Origin of the sequence: Arthrobacter sp. Helios, assembly GCF_023167125.1 — a bacterium.
Lineage (GTDB): Bacteria > Actinomycetota > Actinomycetes > Actinomycetales > Micrococcaceae > Arthrobacter_B > Arthrobacter_B luteolus.
In genome coordinates this window covers 2,204,468-2,224,063 of record NZ_CP095402.1, presented here as the reverse complement: position 1 = coordinate 2,224,063, position 19,596 = coordinate 2,204,468, and the positions used below count along the sequence as shown (strand labels likewise).

Below are 19,596 nucleotides of genomic sequence, written 5' to 3'. Positions count from 1 at the left end.
TTCACGGCCCCGGCGCCTTGCACCTTTTCCATGCTCCACCGGCGCTGTCCGGCGAGTGATTGGGATTTACCAAATTCCCACCCACTATGACCTGCACTACACTTCTGCGAGTGCCGGGAGAACCCCCGGACCCGTTCAAATGAGGCTGACACTCTATGGTTACCTACATCGTCCGGCGGCTTTTGACCGCCGTGCTAATTCTCTTCGGGGCATCGTTCCTGGTGTACCTCCTGACAGCGGCGTCCGGAGATCCGCTTGAAGACCTGCGCGACAGCCCAGCTCCAAACAAGGATGACCTCATCCGCTCCCGCATCGAGCTCCTGGACCTGGACGTCCCCCCTCCGCTTCGCTATTTCCACTGGCTGGGCGGGGCAGTTAAATGCCTGGCCCCGTTCGCCGCCACCTGCGACCTGGGCCAAAGCATCCAGGGCGAGGCCGTCACGGATGCCCTGGGCCGGGCCATGGGAGCCACGATCCTCCTGGTCACCACCGCCACCATCCTGGCCATCATCGTGGGTATCTCGCTCGGCATCATCACCGCGCTGCGGCAGTACAGCTCGCTGGACTACAGCGTGACCTTCATGGCCTTCCTCTTCTTCTCCCTGCCGATCTTCTGGCTCGCCGTCCTCCTCAAGGAATACGGGGCCATCGGCTTCAATGACTTCCTGACCGACCCGACCATACCCATGTCCGTGGTGCTCGGCGTCGGACTGGCCAGCGGCCTGATCTGGGTTGTTTTCGCCGGCGGTTCCTGGCAGCGCCGAGGCATTGCCTTCGCCGCAGGATTCGCCCTGGCCGCCGCCATCCTCTACCTGCTGGGCCTGACCGGCTGGTTCACGGCCCCCAGCCTCGGTCCGGTGGTGATTGCCCTGACAGGTGTTGCCATCGCCTACGGCGTCACCCTGCTCAGCGCGGGGCTGAAGAACCGCAAGGCCCTGTACTCGGCGCTGATCACCGTTGGCATCGGCGTCGTGGCCTACTACGCCGTGCAGCCGCTGCTGAATCAGGCGACCTGGACCATGGTTCTGCTCCTGGCCCTGGCCACCATCGCCGTCGGCTGTGCCGTGGGCTACTTCATGGGCGGCTACGACCGCGGGCAGAGCATGAGGGGAGCCGCACTCACCGGCCTGCTGGTCGGCGGACTGATTGTCCTGGACCGTTTCTTCTATGCCTGGCCGTCCTATATGGACAACTCGCGGATCCGCGGCAGGCCGATCGCGACAGTGGGTGCTTCAACCCCCAACCTGGAAGGCGACTTCTGGATCAGCGGCCTGGATACCTTCACCCACCTGCTCCTGCCCACCATCGCCCTGCTCCTGGCTTCCCTCGCCAGTTACAGCCGCTACTCCCGGGCCTCCATGCTCGAAATCATGAACATGGACTACATCCGCACCGCCCGGGCCAAGGGACTGTCCGAACGCACAGTGGTCATGCGCCACGCCTTCCGCAACGCCCTGATCCCGCTGGCCACCATCGTGGCCTTCGACATCGGGGCCCTGATCGGCGGGGCGGTGATCACGGAACAGGTCTTCGCCTTCAGCGGTATGGGGCAGATGTTCGTCCAGGCGCTGCACCGAACGGATCCCAACCCGATCATGGGATTCTTCCTGGTGACCGGCATCCTGGCCCTGGTCTTCAACCTGGTGGCCGACCTTGTTTATACCGTCCTTGATCCGCGCGTAAGGGTGAAGTCATGAGCACTACGTATTCCGCCGAGACCCCGTCCAACCCGCCCGGAACCGACCCTGAACTGCCTGCGGCGAAAGAAAAAACCAAGGGCCTTTCACAAAGCCAGATCGTCCGGAAACGCTTCTTCGACAACACCGCCGCCATCATTTCGCTGGTGGTCTTCGCACTGATCTGCATCCTGGCTTTCACCTCCATCGGGTTTGCCGGGCTGCCGGGCTGGTGGAAGTACGACTACCGGGAGTTCTCCGCACAGGTCAACGACGGTGCACCAACCTTCGTGAACATCTTCAACTGGGGGGACCACCCCTTCGGCCAGGACCGGATCGGCCGGGACATGTTCGCCATGACCATGCGCGGCACCCAGCAGTCGATCATCGTGATGTTCCTGGTCGGAGCCATCGCCTGCATCGTCGGTTCCATCGTGGGAGCCGTCTCCGGTTACTTCCGCGGCTGGGTGGAAGCCGTGCTGATGCGGCTCACCGACATCATCATCATCATCCCGATCATCGTCCTCGCCGCTGTGCTGGGACGCACCGCCGACCGCCTGGTCGGCGAAGGAATCGGCGTCGTGCTGCTCGGCATCTTCCTCGGCCTGGTCACCTGGACCTCGCTGGCACGGCTGGTGCGCGGCGAGTTCCTTTCCCTGCGGGAGCGGGAGTTCGTTGACGCGGCCCGGATTGCCGGCGCATCCAACAACCGGATCATTTTCAAGCACATCCTGCCGAACGCGGTCGGAGTCATCATCGTGAACACCACTCTGCTGATGTCCACGGCGATTCTTCTCGAAACCTCCCTGAGCTACATCGGCTTCGGTGTCCAGCCCCCGGATGTTTCCCTCGGCCTGCTGATCAGCCAGAACCAGGAAGCCTTCCAGACCCGCCCCTGGCTCTTCTGGTGGCCCGGCCTCTTCATCGTGTCGATCTGCCTGTGCATCAACTTCATCGGCGACGGGCTGCGGGACGCTTTTGACCCGCGCCAGAAGAAGTTCAATGCCAAGCGGATGAAGACGACGGCGGCTGGCAAGTAGTGGCGCCGCAGACGCCGGACGCGGGGCTGGCCCTAGGCCAGTCCCGCCAGGGCGAAGAGCACTACGGCCAGCGCGGGCAGACCCAGCAGCCAACGCCAGTTCACGCTGATCGCCGCGCGGGCGGTTTCGGTCTGGTCCGGGTCGATGGCACCAGCGTTAACCAGTGCTTCCCAGCGGCTGCGGACCATCCGGGCCGCCTGCCCGGAGTCGGTGTGGCTCAGGTCGCCCGGCCGTACCGATCCGCCGGCCCCGTACGTGCTGCCCGGCAGGTTGCGCACATGCTCGGGTTTTCCCGCGTGGGTGCCCCAGACGCCGGGCGCAGGTGCAGCCCAGGCAGTGTAGGAGCCCGACGGCGTTACGAGCTTGAGTGCGAAGCGCGTGTCCACATGGATCAGCCCGGCCCAGGGAACGGCAATGGTGCGGATCGGATTGTGCAGGACGACGCCGTTCGCATTCACCCGCACACTTGGATACCAGAACAGCCAGCTGGCAACCGCTGGAATGAGCAGCAGGGGAGCCGTGGCCAGCAGCCCGGAGAATCCGGAGCTCAGGACCGCGGACACCATGGCCGCCAGGGCCAGCAGCCCGGCAATCCCGGTGAACCAGAGTGTGGTCCGTGGACGGAAAAGCGCGGCGTCAGGATCGTTCAGCGGGATCGACATACCCCCATCGTTACAGCATTTCCAGGTACCTCTGTAATCGGCCCGATGACCCGGGACCGGCGTGCAGCCTGGACGGAAGGAAACCACGGCCATGACTGAAACCATTATCGGAAGTTCGGACACCGCGAGCCGTCAGGACCGGCCCCCGGTCCTGGAAGTCCGCGACCTCTCGGTTGACTTCGGGGTGGACAAGGAATGGGTTCCGGCCGCCGTCGGACTGAACTACCACGTCAACGCCGGAGAAGTCCTGGCCATCGTGGGCGAATCCGGCTCGGGGAAAAGTGCCAGCTCCATGGCGCTGCTGGGCCTGCTGCCCACGAACTCCCGGGTTACCGGTGAGGTCCTGCTGGACGGCAAGTCCCTGCTGGGCCTGTCCCCGCACAAGCTGCGGCAGGTCCGCGGCAACGATGTAGCGGTTATTTTCCAGGAGCCGATGACGGCGCTGAACCCGGTCTACACGGTGGGTTTCCAAATTGTGGAGACCCTGCGGCTGCACAACGAAATGTCCCCGGACGAGGCCGCGAAGCGCGCGCTGAAACTGCTGGCCATGGTGGAGCTCCCGGACCCGGAGAAAGCGTTCAAGTCCTACCCGCACCAGCTTTCGGGCGGCCAGCGCCAGCGCGCCATGATCGCCCAGTCGCTCTCCTGCGACCCGAAGCTGCTGATCGCGGACGAGCCGACCACTGCACTGGACGTCACCGTCCAGGCGGAAATCCTCGACCTGATGCGGAACCTGCGCAACAAGCTGAACTCGGCCATCGTCCTCATCACCCATGACATGGGCGTGGTCGCGGACCTGGCGGACCGGATTGCCGTGATGCGCCACGGTGTGATTGTGGAAACCGGGACAGCGAAGGAAGTCTTCGCCAACCCGCAGCACCCCTATACCCGGGCGCTCCTGGAATCCGTTCCCCACCTGGGCCAGGGTGCCGACGGCGAGGACGTGGACGTGGTCGCCGCGCTGGCAGCGGCAACCAACGTTGAGCTGGAGTCCGTGGACCAGGAGGAACTGGCACGCCGCGAGGAGATTGTCCTCGCCGGCCTGGAAACTGCTTCGGCCACAAAGACCCCGGCTCCCGCAGCAGAACCCGTCCTGGTGCTGGAAAACGTTGCCATTGAATACCCCAAGCAAGGCCGGGTTGCTGCATTCCGTGCCGTTGAGGGCGCCAACCTGTCCATCTTCCCCGGACAGGTCATGGGCCTGGTCGGTGAATCCGGCTCCGGCAAGACCACCATCGGCCGTGCGGCAGTCGGGCTGCTGCCCGTGGCCGAGGGCGAACTCCGCGTGGTCGGCACGGACATCTCCGAGCTGAAGCCCAACTCCAAGGCCATGCACCAGCTCCGCCGCCAGGTGGGGATGGTCTTCCAGGATCCGTCTTCGTCGCTGAACCCGCGGCTGCCCATCGGCGAGAGCATCGGCGAGCCGATGTTCCTGGCGGGGGAGGCCAAGGGCGCCGCCCTGCAGCAGCGGATCGAAGAACTGCTGGACCAGGTGGAACTGCCCCGGGCCTACCGAAACCGGTACCCCCACGAGCTTTCCGGCGGCCAGAAACAGCGCGTGGGTATTGCCCGCGCCCTGTCCCTGAAGCCGAAGCTGATGGTGGCGGACGAACCGACGTCGGCCCTGGACGTTTCCGTGCAGGCCAAGGTGCTGGAACTGTTCCAGAACCTGCAGCGGGAACTTGGGTTCGCGTGCCTCTTCGTCACCCATGACCTGGCGGTCGTGGACGTGCTGGCTGACAACATTTGTGTGATGCGTCACGGGCGGATCGTGGAACAGGGCACCCGCGACCAGATCCTGCGCAACCCGCAGCAGGAGTACACGCAGCGCCTGATCGCCGCAGTGCCGCTCCCGGATCCGGACAAGCAGCGCGAACGGCGGGAACTTCGGGCCAAGCTGAACGCGGGCTCCGGCGTCGTTTCCTAGTCTTTCGGCGTATCCGAACTGCGGAAGGCCCCTTTCCCGGCTATGGTCCAGGGAGGGGCCTTCCTGCATGCTGCGCCGGGTGCGGCAGGTCCGCATTAGGGAACCTTTGGCAAAACGACTAGAATAGTATGGTGCCCGCTGACGGCGGCCTCTCGGCGATTCCTACACGTGTGTTCCCACGCAGCATTTGTACAGAACTGCCGGATTCTCCGGATCGACTCCGGACCACTGTGAACCATCCCCGAACGCTTACCTATGAATTGAGTCTTCACGCATGTCAGAAACCAACACGGCTGTGAACAGCGCTGTGCGAAGCGACCTCCGGAACGTTGCTATTGTGGCCCACGTTGACCACGGCAAAACGACCCTCGTCGACGCCATGCTCAAGCAGACGAACTCCTTCGCATCCCACGGAGACGTTGAAGAACGCGTGATGGATTCTGGTGACCTGGAACGTGAAAAGGGCATCACCATCCTGGCCAAGAACACGACCGTGTTCTACAACGGCCCCGCCGCCAAGGGCGAAACCATCACCATCAACGTGATTGACACCCCCGGCCACGCCGACTTTGGTGGAGAGGTCGAGCGCGGCCTGTCCATGGTCGACGGCGTTGTGCTGCTCGTGGACGCCTCCGAAGGCCCGCTCCCGCAGACCCGTTTCGTGCTGCGCAAGGCCCTGGCCGCGAAGCTTCCCGTCATCCTGCTGGTCAACAAGACTGACCGCCCCGACGCACGCATCGACGAAGTCGTCAGCGAAGCCATGGACCTGCTCCTGGGCCTGGCCTCCGACCTGGCCGATGAGGTTCCCGACCTGGACCTCGACCTGGTGCTGAACGTTCCCGTGGTTTACGCCGCCGCACGCGTTGGCGCTGCCTCCCTGGAGCAGCCGGCCGATGGCCAGGCTCCGGCCAACGACAACCTGGAACCGCTGTTCCAGACCATCATTGACCACATCCCGGCTCCGACCTACGATCCCGAAGGTGTCCTGCAGGCGCACGTCACCAACCTGGATGCTTCCCCCTTCCTGGGCCGCCTCGCGCTGCTGCGCATCTTCAACGGCACCCTGCGCAAGGGCCAGCAGGTTGCCTGGGCCCGTGCAGACGGCACCATGAAGACGGTCAAGATCACCGAACTCCTGGCCACCAAGGCACTGGAGCGCGTTCCGGCCGAATCCGCCGGTCCCGGTGAGATCGTTGCCGTCGCCGGCATCGAAGACATCACCATCGGCGAAACCCTCACCGACGTCGACAACCCCAAGCCGCTGCCGCTGATCACCGTGGACGATCCCGCGATCTCCATGACCATCGGTATCAACACCTCGCCGCTTGCCGGCCGGGTCAAGGGCGCCAAGGTCACCGCACGCCAGGTCAAGGACCGCCTCGACAAGGAACTGATCGGTAACGTCTCACTGCGCGTCCTGCCGACCGAGCGTCCCGACGCCTGGGAAGTCCAGGGCCGCGGCGAGCTCGCCCTGGCCATCCTCGTGGAGCAGATGCGCCGCGAAGGCTTCGAACTGACGGTCGGCAAGCCGCAGGTTGTCACCAAGATGGTCGACGGCAAGGTCCACGAGCCGATGGAACACATGACCATCGACGTGCCCGAAGAATACCTGGGCGCTGTTACGCAGCTGCTGGCTGCCCGCAAGGGCCGCATGGTCAACATGGCTAACCACGGCACCGGCTGGGTCCGCATGGAATTCATTGTTCCGGCACGTGGCCTGATCGGCTTCCGCACCCGGTTCCTCACCGAAACCCGCGGTGCCGGCATCTCCGCCTCCATCGCCGAGGGCTACGAGCCGTGGGCCGGTCCGATCGAATACCGCACCAACGGTTCGATGATCGCTGACCGTGCCGGCGTGGTTACCCCGTTCGCCATGATCAACCTGCAGGAACGCGGCTCCTTCTTCGTGGAGCCGACCTCCGAGGTTTACGAAGGCATGATCGTTGGTGAGAACTCGCGCGCCGATGACATGGACGTGAACATCACCAAGGAAAAGAAGCTCACCAACATGCGTGCAGCTTCCTCGGATACCTTCGAGAACCTGACCCCGCCGCGGAAGCTGACCCTGGAGGAATCCCTCGAATTCGCCCGTGAGGACGAATGCGTTGAGGTCACCCCCGAGTCGATCCGCATCCGCAAGCTCATCCTGGACGCCAACGAGCGTGCCAAGGCCAACCGCGCCCGCGCCAAGGCCTAGCACCATCGCCATGGCACGTACCTCCGGTCACCGGGTCCCGCGTCTGCGGGGCCCGGTGGCCGTGGTTCTGGGTGCCGTGGCAGCGGCCGTCCTGGGGACGTCGCTGCACGCCCAGACGGTCTTTGCCGGGGACACAGCCCTGCCCCTGGGGGCTGTGGGAGCGCTGGTTTTCAGCGCCGCCATCTCCGTCCTGGCCGGCCTGTGGGCGCGTTCCGTCCTGGTCAGCGCGCTGACCGGGGTGTTGACGTACGTATTGCTCGGCTTCTTCAGCCTCGACGTTTTTGGCGGTCCGCTGATCGTTACCGGAACCGTCTCCAACCTCGACCTGCCGGTGACCACGGCCGGGCTGATCTGGATCTACGGGCAGGCGGCAGCGACTGTGGCTGCGGTCCTGGTCACTGCCGGCGTGCTGCGCCGTGAGACGTTGTTCGAGCGCACGGCGGCTGCTCCGCAGCCGCTGGGCTACGGAACGGATCCCGGCTATCGTCCCGGCGGACCTGGGGCCGTTCAGGGCCCGGAATCCGGCCGGTAGAAACCGTCAGCCTAATTCCCCGCAGGGTCCAGGTGATGGGCCAGCAGGAGTGACGTTGGGGTGCCGTCAGGATCCGGACCGCGTACGGCATACTCCTCAAGGACAGCCCGCAGCTTCGCCATCATGGAGCTGCGGTTTTCCTCGTTAAGGCACACACCCATCCGCACCACATCTATATCCGCCGGAGACAGGCCGTCGATCTCCTGAAGGAAAGTCTCCACCAGCACCGCTTTCGTGCCTTCGGGCACCGATGTCTGCCAGCTGAGGCCAGTGGCGCGGTACGGGATTTCCTTCGCGCCGCGGTTGCCGGTCCGGGGCTCTCCGGCGGACAGGAACCCGGTGCCAAGCAGGGTCCGGACATGGTGCAGGGCGGTTGCCGGATTAAGGCCCAGCGCCTCGGCAATTTCCTTGTTGGTCCGCTCCCGGTGCAGGCAAAGCCGCAGGATACGCACCCTCACTGGAGAACTTAGTGCCCGTCCACGGGCTTGGAGTACCTCATCGCTCGGCATCACCTCAGCATACGCCGCAGCTCCTGCGGTTTTTTCTGGGTTCAGGGCCCGGTGCGCGGCCGGCGCCGCGGTGGAGCCTCCGGTACCGGCTTGCCGGCGGTGACCAGTTCCCAGGGGATAAACACCTCGCCGGTCCGGGTCGCTATCGTGCAGCCGGCAGAGTCAAGGGCAATGATGGTTCCCAGAGCATCGGTCAACCCACCCTCGATCCGGTACCTGACGACGGCGCGGCGCCCGGTCCCGGCCTCGCGGAGGCGGGATTCGGGCGTCTGGGAAGTCATCGTTACATAGTACGCGGGCGCCGTCCGGCTGGGAGATAATGGTGTGGGCTACTAACGTGGAAGCATCACCTCGTGGACAACCGCTGATCAGCGATAAATCCGCACACCAAGGAAGGCAAAGGGACGTGACGTACGTAATTGCGCAGCCATGCGTGGATGTTAAGGACAAGGCATGCATCGAAGAATGCCCCGTGGACTGCATCTACGAAGGTGAACGCTCCCTCTACATCCACCCCGACGAGTGCGTCGACTGCGGTGCCTGCGAACCGGTGTGCCCCGTGGAGGCTATTTACTACGAGGACGACACTCCTGAGGAATGGGCCGACTACTACAAGGCGAACGTCGAGTTCTTCGATGACCTGGGTTCTCCGGGCGGCGCTGCCAAGCTCGGCAATACCCACAAGGATCACCCGTTGATCGCCGCCCTCCCGCCGCAGAACCAGGAATGAGCGGGACCGTCTCCCGGAGCTTCGGACTGAACCTCCCGGAGTACCCCTGGGAAGCCATGGCTCCGTACGCACGGAAGGCCGCTGCCCATGCCGGCGGCGCCGTGAACCTGTCCATCGGGACGCCGGTGGACCCAACCCCCGGTTTCATTCAGGAGGCGCTGGCCGCAGCAGCCGATGCGCCCGGATATCCCACGACGCACGGCACGCTCGAACTCCGCCAGGCCATCGCGGCGTGGTTCGCCCGCCGCCGTGCCGTACCTGGCCTGGATCCGCAGGACATTATGCCGACCGTCGGTTCCAAGGAACTGGTGGCTTGGCTCCCGCTGCTGCTGGGGCTAGGGGCGGGAGACGTCGTCGTACGTCCGACCGTCGCCTACCCCACCTATGACATGGGTGCCGTCCTCGCCGGTGCCACCGCGGTGGCCGCAGACGACTTGGACGACCTGGATGATCAGACCCGTGCCAGGGTCCGGTTGGTCTGGGTGAATTCGCCCGGCAACCCCACCGGAATCGTCCGTAATACGCAATCCCTGGCCCGGCTGGTGGAGCAGGCCCGGACACTTGACGCCGTGGTGGCCTCCGATGAGTGCTACGCCGAACTCGGCTGGGGCGAATGGGACACCGCACGGGGCGGAGCCCCGGTTCCATCAGTCCTGGACCCCCGTGTGAGCGGCGGCAGCAACGAAGCGCTGCTGTCCGTCTATTCGCTCAGCAAGCAGTCCAACGTGGCCGGCTACCGGGCAGCGTTCGTGGCCGGGGACTCCGCGATCATCGCGAACCTGGTCAACAGCCGAAAGCACGCCGGCATGATTGTTCCGGCTCCGGTGCAGGCAGCCATGCAGGCGGCGCTGTCCGAAGACGCGCACGTTGCAGAGCAGAAGGACAAGTACCGGGCCCGGCGGGAACTCCTGGTTCCCGCATTGGAAGCCTTCGGCCTGGACATCCGGCATTCCGAAGCTGGCCTCTATCTCTGGGCCACGGCCGGAGAAGACACCTGGCAAACGGTCGAACGCTTCGCCGACCAGGGAATCGTCGTCGGACCGGGCGTGATTTACGGTGACGCGGGGGCAGGATTCATCCGCGTGGCTCTGACAGGCAGCGATGAACGGATTGCGGCGGCTGCCCGGCGATTGACCGAAGCTGCGGGCTGATTGGCCCGTGACACGGCGCAGCCATGTTGCGCTTGCACAACAAGATGATTACCGATTAGTGGTATCGCCCGGTCAGCCGGTAGCGTTTTGAGCGAAATAGTTTAAGCACCGAATGTGTACTATGGGCGCTTCCCTCACGAGGACGAGGGCCCGTAGCAGTGGGTTCTTCAACTCCTGAAGGAGAAAAATGACTGAGCGACCGAGTGCCGAGCTGCACTATGGGACCGACCCGGGGGACAAGCTGGAGCTGCCCCGCATCGCGGCGGAAGAAGGCAACGACGGTTTCGACGTATCGAAGCTGCTGAAGCAGACGGGAACCGTCACCTTCGATCCCGGCTTTATGAATACCGCGGCAACCACCTCGGCGATCACCTACATCGACGGTGACGCAGGGATCCTGCGCTACCGCGGGTACCCGATCGAACAGCTGGCCAAGCACTCGAGCTTCCTCGAGACCTCATACCTGCTGATCTACGGCAACCTTCCCACTGCCACAGAGCTGGAAAACTTCGACCACCGAATCCGCAGGCACACGCTGCTGCATGAGGACCTCAAGGGCTTCTTCGGCGGCTTCCCCCGCGACGCGCACCCGATGCCGGTGCTTTCCTCCGCCGTCAGCGCCCTGTCCACGTTCTACCAGGACTCCCTGGACCCCTTCGACGATGAGCAGGTGGAACTCTCCACCGTCCGCCTGATGGCGAAGCTCCCGGTGATTGCGGCCTACGCGCACAAGAAGAGCATCGGGCAGCCCATGCTGTACCCGGACAACTCCATGAACCTGGTGGAGAACTTCATGCGGCTCTCCTTCGGCCTGCCGGCCGAGCCGTACGATGTGGATCCGAAGCTCGTCAAGGCACTCGACCTGCTGCTCATCCTGCACGCAGACCACGAACAGAACTGTTCGACGTCGACTGTCCGCCTGGTCGGCAGCTCCAACGCCAACATGTTCGCTTCCATCTCCGCCGGCATCAGCGCGCTCTTCGGACCGCTGCACGGCGGTGCCAACGAAGCCGTGCTGAACATGCTCCGCCAGATCCAGTCCACCGGCATGCAGCCGGAAGACTTCATGGAGAAGGTGAAGAACAAGGAAGACGGCGTGAAGCTCATGGGCTTCGGGCACCGCGTCTACAAGAACTACGATCCGCGCGCCAAGATCGTCAAGGCCACAGCACACGAGATCCTCGCGGACCTCGGCGGCAACGATGAACTGCTGGACATCGCCATGCGCCTGGAGGAGAAAGCCCTCGCGGACGACTACTTCATCGAGCGCAAGCTCTACCCGAACGTGGACTTCTACACCGGCCTCATCTACAAGGCGATGGGCTTCCCGGAGAAGATGTTCACGGTGCTCTTCGCCATTGGCCGCCTGCCTGGCTGGATTGCCCAGTGGCGCGAAATGATGCAGGATCCGCAGACCAAGATTGGCCGCCCGCGCCAGCTCTACACGGGTGTGCCGGAACGCAACTACCCGGAGCGCTAGAACCAAAACCAAAGGGCGGGCCGTTTCCTCTTGAGGAAGCGGCCCGCCCTTTGGCGTATTGGAGCGTCTCCGGATCAGGAGCGTCTTGGGATCAGGAACCGGTGGCGTAACCCTGCGGGTTCTGCTTCTGCCAGTTCCAGTGGTCCTGGCACATATCGTCAAGGGACCGTCCAGCGGACCAGCCCAGCTCGGCGAGCGCGGCGGATGGATCAGCATAGCTGACGGCTGCATCGCCGGGACGGCGCGGGGCGAATTCGTACGGGACGTCCTTGCCGGCTGCCTTCGAGAATGCGGCAAGCACCTCCAGGACCGAGGAGCCGTTGCCGGTGCCCAGGTTCCACCGTTTGACGCCCTTGCGGGCCGCAATGTAGTCCAGCGCCGCCAGGTGCCCTGCCGCGAGGTCCATGACGTGGATGTAATCGCGCACACCCGTTCCGTCCGGTGTGGGGTAGTCATTGCCGAAGACCATGACCTTTTCCCGGCGCCCGACAGCAACCTGCGCCACGAACGGAAGCAGATTGTTCGGCACACCCGTGGGGTCCTCGCCGATGCGGCCTGATTCATGGGCGCCGACCGGGTTGAAGTAGCGCAGCAGGGCGATGCTCCAGCGTTCGTCGGAGGCACCAAGGTCCGCCAGGATGTCCTCGATTTGTTCCTTGGTCCGGCCGTAGGGGTTCACGGCGTCCATCGGCATCTTCTCCACCAGCGGCACTTCCTCGGAGGCGCCGTAGACGGTGGCGGAGGAACTGAACACGATGGTGCGCACATCATGCCGGTCCATCACCTCCAGCAGGTTCAGGGTGCCGGCGACGTTGTTCCGGTAGTAGTACAGGGGCCTGGCTACCGACTCGCCGACGGCCTTCAGACCGGCGAAGTGGATCACCGCCTCGGGGGAGTGCGCGGCGAAGACCTCTTCGAGGGCCTGCGGGTCCAGCAGATCGGCCTGCACAAATTCCGCGGTGCGTCCGGACAGTTCCTGGACCCGGTTGAGGGATTCGGTGCTGGAGTTGGCCAGGTTGTCCAGCACCACGACGTCGTGCCCAGCCTGCAGCAGTTCCAGTGTGGTGTGGGAGCCGATGTAGCCGGTTCCTCCGGTGACTAGTATTCGCATCCTTCCAGCCTACTGGGTGGACCCGGCGGCCGATGAAGGGTTATCCGGCCCCCACGGGGGCAACATGGATGGCAACCTGGGAATCAGAGGCGTCAGAGCCGGTCCATTCGCCGCTCCCGCGGCTCCAGGTCCTGGAATCGTAGGAGACCTCGTTGATGCCCAGTGCGCGGGCATTGGCTACAGCCCAGTGCGCAAGGGACCAGCCGTACTCGCCGGAGGCACCAACCAGAAGCACATCACCCAGGACAACGGCCTGCTGCGTGCCGTAGAGGGTGGTCATTGCGGCGAGGACGGCTTCCGGGTTTCCCGCGGTTTCGGCGGGGTTCAGGACACAGGTCAGAGCTGCAGGTGACTGGCCGGTCAGGGCTGAGGCAAACGCCCTCCCCTCGGGTTCGTGATCCGCGTAGGCGTCCGGGTAGGCACTGCGCTGGACCGTCTGGGCGGCGACCGTGATCGGCAGCTCCTGGTACCCCTCGACCCGCACCAGCGCGTCGTAAAAGGCGTTGGCGGCATACACCGGATCCATGATCTGCTCCTGGGTACCCCATCCCTGTGAGGGACGCTGCTGGAACAGACCGCGGGAATCCGGGCCGGCGTCGTCCCCGTAGTCGATATTCCGCAGTCCCGATTCCTGGACCGCCGTCGCCAGCGCAATCGACGCCGCCCGCGGAGGCAGCCCGCGGGCAACGGCGACAGCCGTGATGGTTGCAGCGTTGGCCGCCTGTTCCGGGGTGAGCTGCCAGGAGCTCTCATTCACGGTTGCCGTGCAGCTTTCCCGCAGCGGGCGGTCTTCCCCGGAGGTGCCCGCGAGGATCAGGAGGTAAAGTGCGGCGGCCGCCGCTGCGGCACCCGCCACGAGGAGCACAGTCACCCGCTGCCTGCGGGCGGGCAGCGGGTGACTGCGGGGATTCACGGCCAGTTCTCCCGGTTGCGCCGCCTAGTTGGCGTGCAGAGCCGCGTTCAGTTCCACGGTCCGGGCCAGCCGGGGCAGTACCTCGACGGCGCCGGTCACGGAGTTGCGGCGGAAAAGCAGGCCGGGCACGCCGGAGAGCTCCGCAGCCTTCAGTGTGCGGGCTTCCCCGGTTTCCGGATCCACCACGCTGACCCGGGTTCCGGCGGTGATGTAAAGGCCGGCTTCGACGACGCTGTCATCACCGATGCTGATGCCGACTCCGGAGTTCGCCCCGAGGAGCACCCGTTCCCCGACGGTGATTCGTTCCTTGCCGCCGCCGGAGAGGGTACCCATGATCGAAGCGCCGCCGCCGACGTCGCTGCCGTCGCCGACGACCACACCTGCGGAGATGCGGCCCTCAACCATGGACGTGCCCAGAGTGCCGGCATTGAAGTTGACGAATCCCTCGTGCATCACGGTGGTGCCTTCGGCGAGGTGCGCGCCGAGGCGGACCCGGTCGGCGTCGGCAATGCGCACTCCCGCGGGCAGGACGTAATCCACCATGCGCGGGAACTTGTCCACGCCATACACGGTGACCGCGCCGCGGGCACGCAGTCCGACCCGGACCTGGTCAAAGCCGGCGACCTGGCAGGGGCCGAAGTTGGTCCAGACAATGTTGGGCAGGACCCCGAAGATGCCGTCGAGGTTGATGGTGTTGGGGGCAGCGAGCCGGGCGGAGAGGACATGCAGGCGGAGGTAGGCGTCTGCGGTGGACTCCGGAGCGGCGTCCAGGTCGATCTGCGTTTCCACGACCTCGCCGCGGGTACCGCGGACCTCGTCCGTCATGGTGCCGGCGGCCTTGGCCAGTTCGGTGGCCAGCGCGCTGTCGGCTTCAAAGGGGGTCAGCTGCGGCCGCGGGTACCAGACGTCAAGGACAGTGCCGTCTGCGGCTACGGTAGCCAGTCCAAGGCCGGAGGCGGTGCGGGCGGTCAGGGCTGATGGGGTGCTGGAAGTCATGGGTTCCACTCTACCGAGCGGTAGTCTGGTCCGGTGACTGTATTACCTGTGAACCGCCTGGACCTGGAGGGCGACGTTGCTGCCCTCACCGCCGCCCTGATGGACATTGAAAGTGTCTCCGGAAACGAGGCCGCCATCGCCGACGCGGTGGAAACCTCGCTGCGTGCCCTGGACCATCTGGAGGTGGTGCGTGACGGTGATACCGTCATGGCCCGCACCAATCTGGGCCGGGCCGAAAGGGTCATCCTGGCCGGCCACCTGGATACCGTACCGCTGCCGACCGTCCCGGGAGCCCGCGGCACTGTGCCCTCGACCTGGGAAGGTGACGTGCTGTACGGCCGCGGGGCCACCGATATGAAGGGCGGCGTGGCTGTCCAGCTGGCTCTCGCAGCCCAGCTGACCAAACCCACCCGGGACGTCACCTTTATCTTTTACGACCATGAAGAAGTTGATGCTTCGCTCAGCGGACTGGGCCGGGTCGCCAAGAGCTACCCGGAGTGGCTGAAGGCGGACTTCGCGATCCTGCTTGAACCCACCGACGGGACCGTGGAAGGCGGCTGCAACGGGACCATGCGGTTCCAGGCCCGCACCACGGGCAAGGCGGCTCACTCGGCCCGTGCCTGGATGGGGGAGAACGCTATTCACGCGGCGGCGGAGATCCTGGTCAGGCTGCGCAGCCATGAGCCGGCCACCGTCCGGGTGGAAGGCCTGGATTACCGCGAGTCGCTGAACGCGGTCCGCATCAGCGGAGGCACCGCCGGGAACGTCATCCCCGACGCGGCCACTGTCGAAATTAACTACCGGTTCGCTCCGGACAAGGACCTGGCCCAGGCGGAGGCTTACGTCCGGGACCTGCTTCACGGATTCGACCTGGTTCTTACGGATGCCTCCTCCGGTGCCCGGCCCGGGCTGGACCGCCCGGCTGCCGCCAGCTTCGTGGCAGCAGTCGGAGCGGAGCCTAAGCCCAAGTACGGATGGACCGACGTCGCCCGGTTCAGTGCCCTGGGCGTTCCGGCCGTGAACTTCGGGCCGGGGGATGCGCTGCTGGCCCACTCCGATGACGAGCATGTGCGGGCGGATGCCATCCGCGAGTGCCTCCGGGCGCTGCGGGCCTGGCTGGCCTAGCCTTCCGGACCGGTCCAGGGCGCCAGTCTGAACCCACCCCCGTGCGATCCGCCAAAACAGTGAAGGTTCCCTTCCGGTGATCCGGAAGGGAACCTTCACTGTTTGATGCTGTCCTGGTCTACCGGGCCGGGGCGGGCGCCCCTTCAGGTTCCACCGCGTCCTCGGTCCGCAGCAGCTGCCCGGAGCGGGCGCCGAGGCGGCGGGAGAGGCGCTGAGCGGCGAACGTCAGCAGCATGTTCAGGACGATGAAGATAGCTGCCGTGACCAGCAGGGCCGGAAGGATGTTACCTTCGCCTGCCGCCAGCCTGCGGGCGTAGGCCAGCAGGTCGGTATAGCCGATGAAGGTGCCCAGGGCCGAGTCCTTCAAGATCACGACGAACTGGCTCAGCAGTGCCGGGAGCATGGCCACCAGCGCCTGCGGAACCTCGATGGACCGCAGCGACTGGCTCCGGGTCAGGCCGATCGCCAGGCCGGCTTCACGCTGTCCCTTGGGTAGGCCGAAGACGCCGGAACGCACCAGCTCGGCGATCACCGATCCGTTGTAGAGCGTCAGTGCCAGCACAACGGCCACAAACGGCACATCGGCCGATGGCACCGGCGTCGACTTGGAAAGGAACTGGTAGAAGAAGATCATCATCAGCAGCACCGGAACGGCTCGGAAGAACTCCACGATCACGCCGGAGGTCCAGCTGATGGCCTTGACCGAGGACAGCCGGCCGAGCCCGAAGATGAGGCCGAAGAGGATTGAGGTGACGATCGCTACCCCTGCTGCCCGCAGGGTGGCCATCAGGCCTGGCAGCATAAAGAACTCCCAGGTGCGCCACTCCAGGAACGGAGTCCACTTGGCGGCATCGAACTGGCCCTTCTCCGCCAGTCCATTCACGATCAGCGCGATCAGGCCCAGGATAAGGAGGACTCCCAGGACGTTGCCGATCATGATGCGGCGCCGGGCCCGGGGGCCGGGTGCATCGAAAAGGACACTCTGGCTCATCGGGCCACCGCCAGTTTCTTCGAGGCCCAGGTTGTCAGCAGGCCGATCGGAATCACGATGAGGACGAAGCCCAGCGCGAAGGTCAGGAAGATCTGCGTCATCAGGTCCGGGCGGAACTCAATCATGGTCTTCATCAGCCCGGAGGCTTCCGCCACGGACGCCGTGGCAGCCACCGTGGTGTTTTTGGCCAAGGCGATCAGGACGTTGCCCAGCGGTGCGATAGCACCGCGGAAAGCCTGCGGCAGGATGATCAGCCATGCGGCGGGCAGGAAGGAGAGGCCAATGGAACGGGCCGCCTCGGCCTGTCCCAGCGGAACGGTATTAACGCCGCTGCGGATCGCTTCGCAGACGAAGGCTGCGTGGTAGATCGACAGGGAAAGTATGGCGAGCCGGAAGAAGTTGAGGTTGAAGTCACTGGACAGGCTGACCTGGAGCTGGGACCACAGGGCCAGCGCTCCGAAGACCATGATGATGGTCAGCGGCGTATTCCTGAAGATGTTCACATACGCCGTGCCGAACCAGCGCAGGCTGGCAATGGGGGAGATGCGCATAACGGCCAGGAGGGTGCCGAGCACCAGGGACCAGAGGCCAGCCCAGAAAGTCAGTTGGATGTTGACCCAGAAGGCCCCAACGACGTCGTAATCGCCGAAGAGATCAAGGAAACCTTCCATATGTCACCTCTTCCATAAAAATAAAAGTGCGGAGCTCAGGGCAGGGCCGCAGCCCTGCCCTGAGCTGTGCCGCCGAAAACCCGGCGGGGGTTGGTGAGGTTAGGCGCAGGCGTCCGGCGTCGGCGGGTTCAGGGAAGCGTTGAAGGTGTAGTCGGCACCCTCGGTGTTCGCCTTGATGGCCTCTTCCCAGGCGCCGTCGTCGATCATCTTCTGGATGGCAGCGTTGATGTCTTCACACTTGTCGCTGTCCTTCTGGATGCCGACGCCGTACTTCTCTTCGGAGAAGGTGTTGCCGACTACCTTGAACTGGCCCTTGTTTGCCTCGGTGGAAGCCAGGCCGGCCAGGATGATGTCGTCAGTGGTGACGGCGTCGATGGCGCCGCCCTGCATGGCGGTGACACATTCCGCGTAGCTCGGCTGTTCCATCAGGTTCACCTCGGAGGCCAGGGTGTCCTTGATCTTCTGCGCGGAGGTGGAACCGGTGACCGAGCAGAGGTTCTTACCGTTCAGGTCCTCGGGACCCTTGATGTCGTTATTGTCCGAGCGGACCAGCAGGTCCTGGCCGGCAACGAAGTACGGGCCGGCGAAGCCGACCTTTTCCTTGCGGGTATCGGTGATGGAGTAGGTCGCGAAGATCATGTCGACCTGATCATTTTCGAGCATGTTCTCGCGCTGGGCGGAGGGCGTCTCGATCCATTCGATCTGGTCTTCGCTGAAACCGAGCTCGCCGGCAACATACTTGGCGACGTCGACGTCGAAGCCGGCGTAATTGCCGCCTTCGTCAAAGCCGAGACCGGGCTGGTCGAACTTGATGCCGACGCGGATGGTCTCCCCGCCGGCGGAGTCGGCGTTTTCGTTACCGGAATCCCCGCCGCAGGCGGAAAGAGTCAGGGCAGCAGCTGCGGCCATCGCGGCAGCAGCGTAGCGGGTCTTGCGCATTTTTTCTCCTTGCATTGCGGCAGGATCCGTCTGGATCCTGCCTTGCCTCAAAGGGTTGGTGAAAAACTTCTGCAGTGCGGTGGGGGTCTTAGTGGGCCAGGATCTTGCCGAGGAAGTCCTTGGCCCGGTCGCTCTTCGGATTGGTGAAGAATTCCTCGGGCGTTGCCTGTTCAACGATCTGGCCGTCGGCCATAAAGATCACGCGGTCCGCGGCCTTGCGGGCGAAGCCCATTTCGTGGGTCACCACGATCATGGTCATCCCCTCATGGGCCAGCTCGACCATCGTGTCCAGGACCTCGTTGATCATTTCCGGGTCCAGCGCCGAGGTGGGTTCGTCGAACAGCATCACCTTCGGCTTCATCGCCAGCGCACGGGCGATCGCCACCCGCTGCTGCTGTCCGCCGGAGAGCTGGGCGGGAAGCTTGTTCGCCTGATTGTCGACGCCGACCCGCTTGAGCAGGGCCATGGCCTTTTCCTTGGCCTCAGCGGACTTTGTCTTCTTGACCTTGATCGGGCCCAGCGCCACATTGTCCAGGATCGATTTGTGGGCAAACAGGTTGAACGACTGGAAAACCATGCCGACGTCGGCACGCAGCTTCGCCAAAGCCTTGCCCTCGGCGGGCAGGACCTTGCCGTCAATGGTGATCTCGCCGTCGTCGATGGTTTCCAGGCGGTTGATCGCCCGGCAGAGGGTTGACTTGCCCGAACCGGACGGGCCGATCACCACAACCACTTCGCCGCGGGCCACATCAAGATTGATGTCCCGCAGCACGTGGAGGTCCCCGAAGTGCTTGTTGACGTTTTTCAGCGAGACGAGGGGTGCTGCGGCTTTTTCAGGTACAGGCTGCCCTGGTGTTGTGTCACTGGTCATACGTAGAAGATAGCGAACAAATCAAGGTGCTGTGCGCCGCATCACTCCCCGGGGTAGAAATCGTGACTCAAGAGA

The 19,596-nt window shown here is 64.5% G+C and carries 19 protein-coding genes; 9 read left to right on the top strand and 10 right to left on the bottom strand.

Annotated features, from left to right (window positions below; translation table 11 throughout):
* Positions 1 to 155 precede the first annotated feature (155 nt).
* The gene (locus ArtHe_RS09965; protein ID WP_248316661.1) at positions 156 to 1,697 is read left to right on the top strand and encodes an ABC transporter permease; all 1,542 of its coding nucleotides are present in this window, start codon (positions 156 to 158) and stop codon (positions 1,695 to 1,697) included.
* Positions 1,694 to 2,716, top strand: coding sequence for an ABC transporter permease (locus ArtHe_RS09960; protein ID WP_248316660.1), 1,023 nt, complete (start codon positions 1,694 to 1,696; stop codon positions 2,714 to 2,716). The genes ArtHe_RS09965 and ArtHe_RS09960 overlap by 4 nt, the downstream gene beginning before the upstream one ends.
* 32 nt (positions 2,717 to 2,748) lie before the next feature.
* Here the strand turns inward: ArtHe_RS09960 and ArtHe_RS09955 are convergent, their stop codons facing one another.
* Entirely contained in the window at positions 2,749 to 3,378 is a 630-nt protein-coding gene (locus tag ArtHe_RS09955) for a PH domain-containing protein (protein ID WP_248316659.1), read from the bottom strand.
* 91 nt (positions 3,379 to 3,469) lie between these two features.
* On the opposite strand from ArtHe_RS09955, the gene ArtHe_RS09950 reads away from it, so the two are divergent.
* The 3 genes from ArtHe_RS09950 (at position 3,470) to ArtHe_RS09940 (ending at position 8,034) form a co-directional block, all read left to right on the top strand.
* Positions 3,470 to 5,305, top strand: coding sequence for an ABC transporter ATP-binding protein (locus tag ArtHe_RS09950; protein ID WP_248316658.1), 1,836 nt, complete (start codon positions 3,470 to 3,472; stop codon positions 5,303 to 5,305).
* Between the two features lie 274 nt (positions 5,306 to 5,579).
* Entirely contained in the window at positions 5,580 to 7,502 is a 1,923-nt protein-coding gene (gene typA, locus ArtHe_RS09945) for a translational GTPase TypA (protein ID WP_066295748.1), read from the top strand.
* A 10-nt stretch (positions 7,503 to 7,512) separates the two neighbouring features.
* On the top strand, positions 7,513 to 8,034 hold the full coding sequence (locus tag ArtHe_RS09940) for a hypothetical protein (protein WP_248316657.1): 522 nt from the start codon (positions 7,513 to 7,515) through the stop codon (positions 8,032 to 8,034).
* Positions 8,035 to 8,045: 11 nt separating this feature from the next.
* Here the strand turns inward: ArtHe_RS09940 and ArtHe_RS09935 are convergent, their stop codons facing one another.
* Entirely contained in the window at positions 8,046 to 8,492 is a 447-nt protein-coding gene (locus tag ArtHe_RS09935; protein ID WP_349238349.1) for a winged helix-turn-helix domain-containing protein, read from the bottom strand.
* Positions 8,493 to 8,584: 92 nt separating this feature from the next.
* Entirely contained in the window at positions 8,585 to 8,824 is a 240-nt protein-coding gene (locus ArtHe_RS09930) for a hypothetical protein (protein ID WP_248316655.1), read from the bottom strand.
* A 125-nt stretch (positions 8,825 to 8,949) separates the two neighbouring features.
* Here ArtHe_RS09930 and fdxA point away from each other — a divergent pair, with 125 nt between their 5' ends.
* The 3 genes from fdxA (at position 8,950) to ArtHe_RS09915 (ending at position 11,904) form a co-directional block, all read left to right on the top strand.
* Complete coding sequence (gene fdxA, locus ArtHe_RS09925; RefSeq protein WP_066295741.1) at positions 8,950 to 9,273, top strand: ferredoxin; 324 nt, start codon at positions 8,950 to 8,952, stop codon at positions 9,271 to 9,273.
* Complete coding sequence (gene dapC, locus ArtHe_RS09920; RefSeq protein WP_248316654.1) at positions 9,270 to 10,424, top strand: succinyldiaminopimelate transaminase; 1,155 nt, start codon at positions 9,270 to 9,272, stop codon at positions 10,422 to 10,424. Before fdxA ends, dapC begins: the two co-directional genes overlap by 4 nt.
* Positions 10,425 to 10,611: 187 nt before the next feature.
* Positions 10,612 to 11,904 (top strand): citrate synthase, encoded by a 1,293-nt coding sequence (locus ArtHe_RS09915; RefSeq protein WP_066295728.1) that lies wholly within the window; start codon positions 10,612 to 10,614, stop codon positions 11,902 to 11,904.
* 91 nt (positions 11,905 to 11,995) lie between these two features.
* On the opposite strand, the gene galE is transcribed toward ArtHe_RS09915, so the two are convergent.
* The 3 genes from galE to dapD are packed head-to-tail and all read right to left on the bottom strand — an operon-like array spanning position 11,996 to position 14,924.
* Entirely contained in the window at positions 11,996 to 13,015 is a 1,020-nt protein-coding gene (gene galE, locus ArtHe_RS09910; RefSeq protein ID WP_248316653.1) for a UDP-glucose 4-epimerase GalE, read from the bottom strand.
* A gap of 40 nt (positions 13,016 to 13,055) precedes the next feature.
* Positions 13,056 to 13,928: a hypothetical protein gene (locus ArtHe_RS09905; protein WP_248316652.1), complete on the bottom strand. Its 873-nt coding sequence runs from the start codon at positions 13,926 to 13,928 to the stop codon at positions 13,056 to 13,058.
* 24 nt (positions 13,929 to 13,952) lie between these two features.
* A complete protein-coding gene (gene dapD, locus ArtHe_RS09900) occupies positions 13,953 to 14,924 on the bottom strand; it encodes a 2,3,4,5-tetrahydropyridine-2,6-dicarboxylate N-succinyltransferase (protein WP_248316651.1) in 972 nt (323 codons plus the stop codon).
* 33 nt (positions 14,925 to 14,957) lie between these two features.
* Between dapD and dapE the strand changes: the two genes are divergently transcribed.
* On the top strand, positions 14,958 to 16,049 hold the full coding sequence (gene dapE, locus ArtHe_RS09895) for a succinyl-diaminopimelate desuccinylase (RefSeq protein WP_282568677.1): 1,092 nt from the start codon (positions 14,958 to 14,960) through the stop codon (positions 16,047 to 16,049).
* Positions 16,050 to 16,167: 118 nt separating this feature from the next.
* On the opposite strand, the gene ArtHe_RS09890 is transcribed toward dapE, so the two are convergent.
* From ArtHe_RS09890 to ArtHe_RS09875, 4 genes are all read right to left on the bottom strand, one after another.
* The gene (locus ArtHe_RS09890; protein ID WP_248316650.1) at positions 16,168 to 17,040 is read right to left on the bottom strand and encodes an amino acid ABC transporter permease; all 873 of its coding nucleotides are present in this window, start codon (positions 17,038 to 17,040) and stop codon (positions 16,168 to 16,170) included.
* Positions 17,037 to 17,711 carry an amino acid ABC transporter permease gene (locus tag ArtHe_RS09885; RefSeq protein WP_248316649.1) on the bottom strand — a complete coding sequence of 225 codons (675 nt, stop codon included), beginning with the start codon at positions 17,709 to 17,711 and terminating at the stop codon, positions 17,037 to 17,039. Before ArtHe_RS09885 ends, ArtHe_RS09890 begins: the two co-directional genes overlap by 4 nt.
* Positions 17,712 to 17,810: 99 nt before the next feature.
* Positions 17,811 to 18,650: a glutamate ABC transporter substrate-binding protein gene (locus tag ArtHe_RS09880; RefSeq protein ID WP_248316648.1), complete on the bottom strand. Its 840-nt coding sequence runs from the start codon at positions 18,648 to 18,650 to the stop codon at positions 17,811 to 17,813.
* An 88-nt stretch (positions 18,651 to 18,738) separates the two neighbouring features.
* On the bottom strand, positions 18,739 to 19,521 hold the full coding sequence (locus tag ArtHe_RS09875) for an amino acid ABC transporter ATP-binding protein (protein ID WP_066295718.1): 783 nt from the start codon (positions 19,519 to 19,521) through the stop codon (positions 18,739 to 18,741).
* Positions 19,522 to 19,596: the final 75 nt, after the last annotated feature.

What these genes read in the sequence shown, in the direction of transcription:
- ArtHe_RS09965 (WP_248316661.1), top strand. Translation starts at nt 156, where the DNA reads ATGGTTACCTACATCGTCCGGCGGCTTTTGACCGCCGTGCTAATTCTC.
- ArtHe_RS09960 (WP_248316660.1), top strand. Translation starts at nt 1,694, where the DNA reads ATGAGCACTACGTATTCCGCCGAGACCCCGTCCAACCCGCCCGGAACC.
- ArtHe_RS09955 (WP_248316659.1), bottom strand. Translation starts at nt 3,378, where the DNA reads ATGTCGATCCCGCTGAACGATCCTGACGCCGCGCTTTTCCGTCCACGG.
- ArtHe_RS09950 (WP_248316658.1), top strand. Translation starts at nt 3,470, where the DNA reads ATGACTGAAACCATTATCGGAAGTTCGGACACCGCGAGCCGTCAGGAC.
- typA (WP_066295748.1), top strand. Translation starts at nt 5,580, where the DNA reads ATGTCAGAAACCAACACGGCTGTGAACAGCGCTGTGCGAAGCGACCTC.
- ArtHe_RS09940 (WP_248316657.1), top strand. Translation starts at nt 7,513, where the DNA reads ATGGCACGTACCTCCGGTCACCGGGTCCCGCGTCTGCGGGGCCCGGTG.
- ArtHe_RS09930 (WP_248316655.1), bottom strand. Translation starts at nt 8,824, where the DNA reads ATGACTTCCCAGACGCCCGAATCCCGCCTCCGCGAGGCCGGGACCGGG.
- dapC (WP_248316654.1), top strand. Translation starts at nt 9,270, where the DNA reads ATGAGCGGGACCGTCTCCCGGAGCTTCGGACTGAACCTCCCGGAGTAC.
- ArtHe_RS09915 (WP_066295728.1), top strand. Translation starts at nt 10,612, where the DNA reads ATGACTGAGCGACCGAGTGCCGAGCTGCACTATGGGACCGACCCGGGG.
- galE (WP_248316653.1), bottom strand. Translation starts at nt 13,015, where the DNA reads ATGCGAATACTAGTCACCGGAGGAACCGGCTACATCGGCTCCCACACC.
- dapD (WP_248316651.1), bottom strand. Translation starts at nt 14,924, where the DNA reads ATGACTTCCAGCACCCCATCAGCCCTGACCGCCCGCACCGCCTCCGGC.
- ArtHe_RS09890 (WP_248316650.1), bottom strand. Translation starts at nt 17,040, where the DNA reads ATGAGCCAGAGTGTCCTTTTCGATGCACCCGGCCCCCGGGCCCGGCGC.
- ArtHe_RS09885 (WP_248316649.1), bottom strand. Translation starts at nt 17,711, where the DNA reads ATGGAAGGTTTCCTTGATCTCTTCGGCGATTACGACGTCGTTGGGGCC.
- ArtHe_RS09880 (WP_248316648.1), bottom strand. Translation starts at nt 18,650, where the DNA reads ATGCGCAAGACCCGCTACGCTGCTGCCGCGATGGCCGCAGCTGCTGCC.
- ArtHe_RS09875 (WP_066295718.1), bottom strand. Translation starts at nt 19,521, where the DNA reads ATGACCAGTGACACAACACCAGGGCAGCCTGTACCTGAAAAAGCCGCA.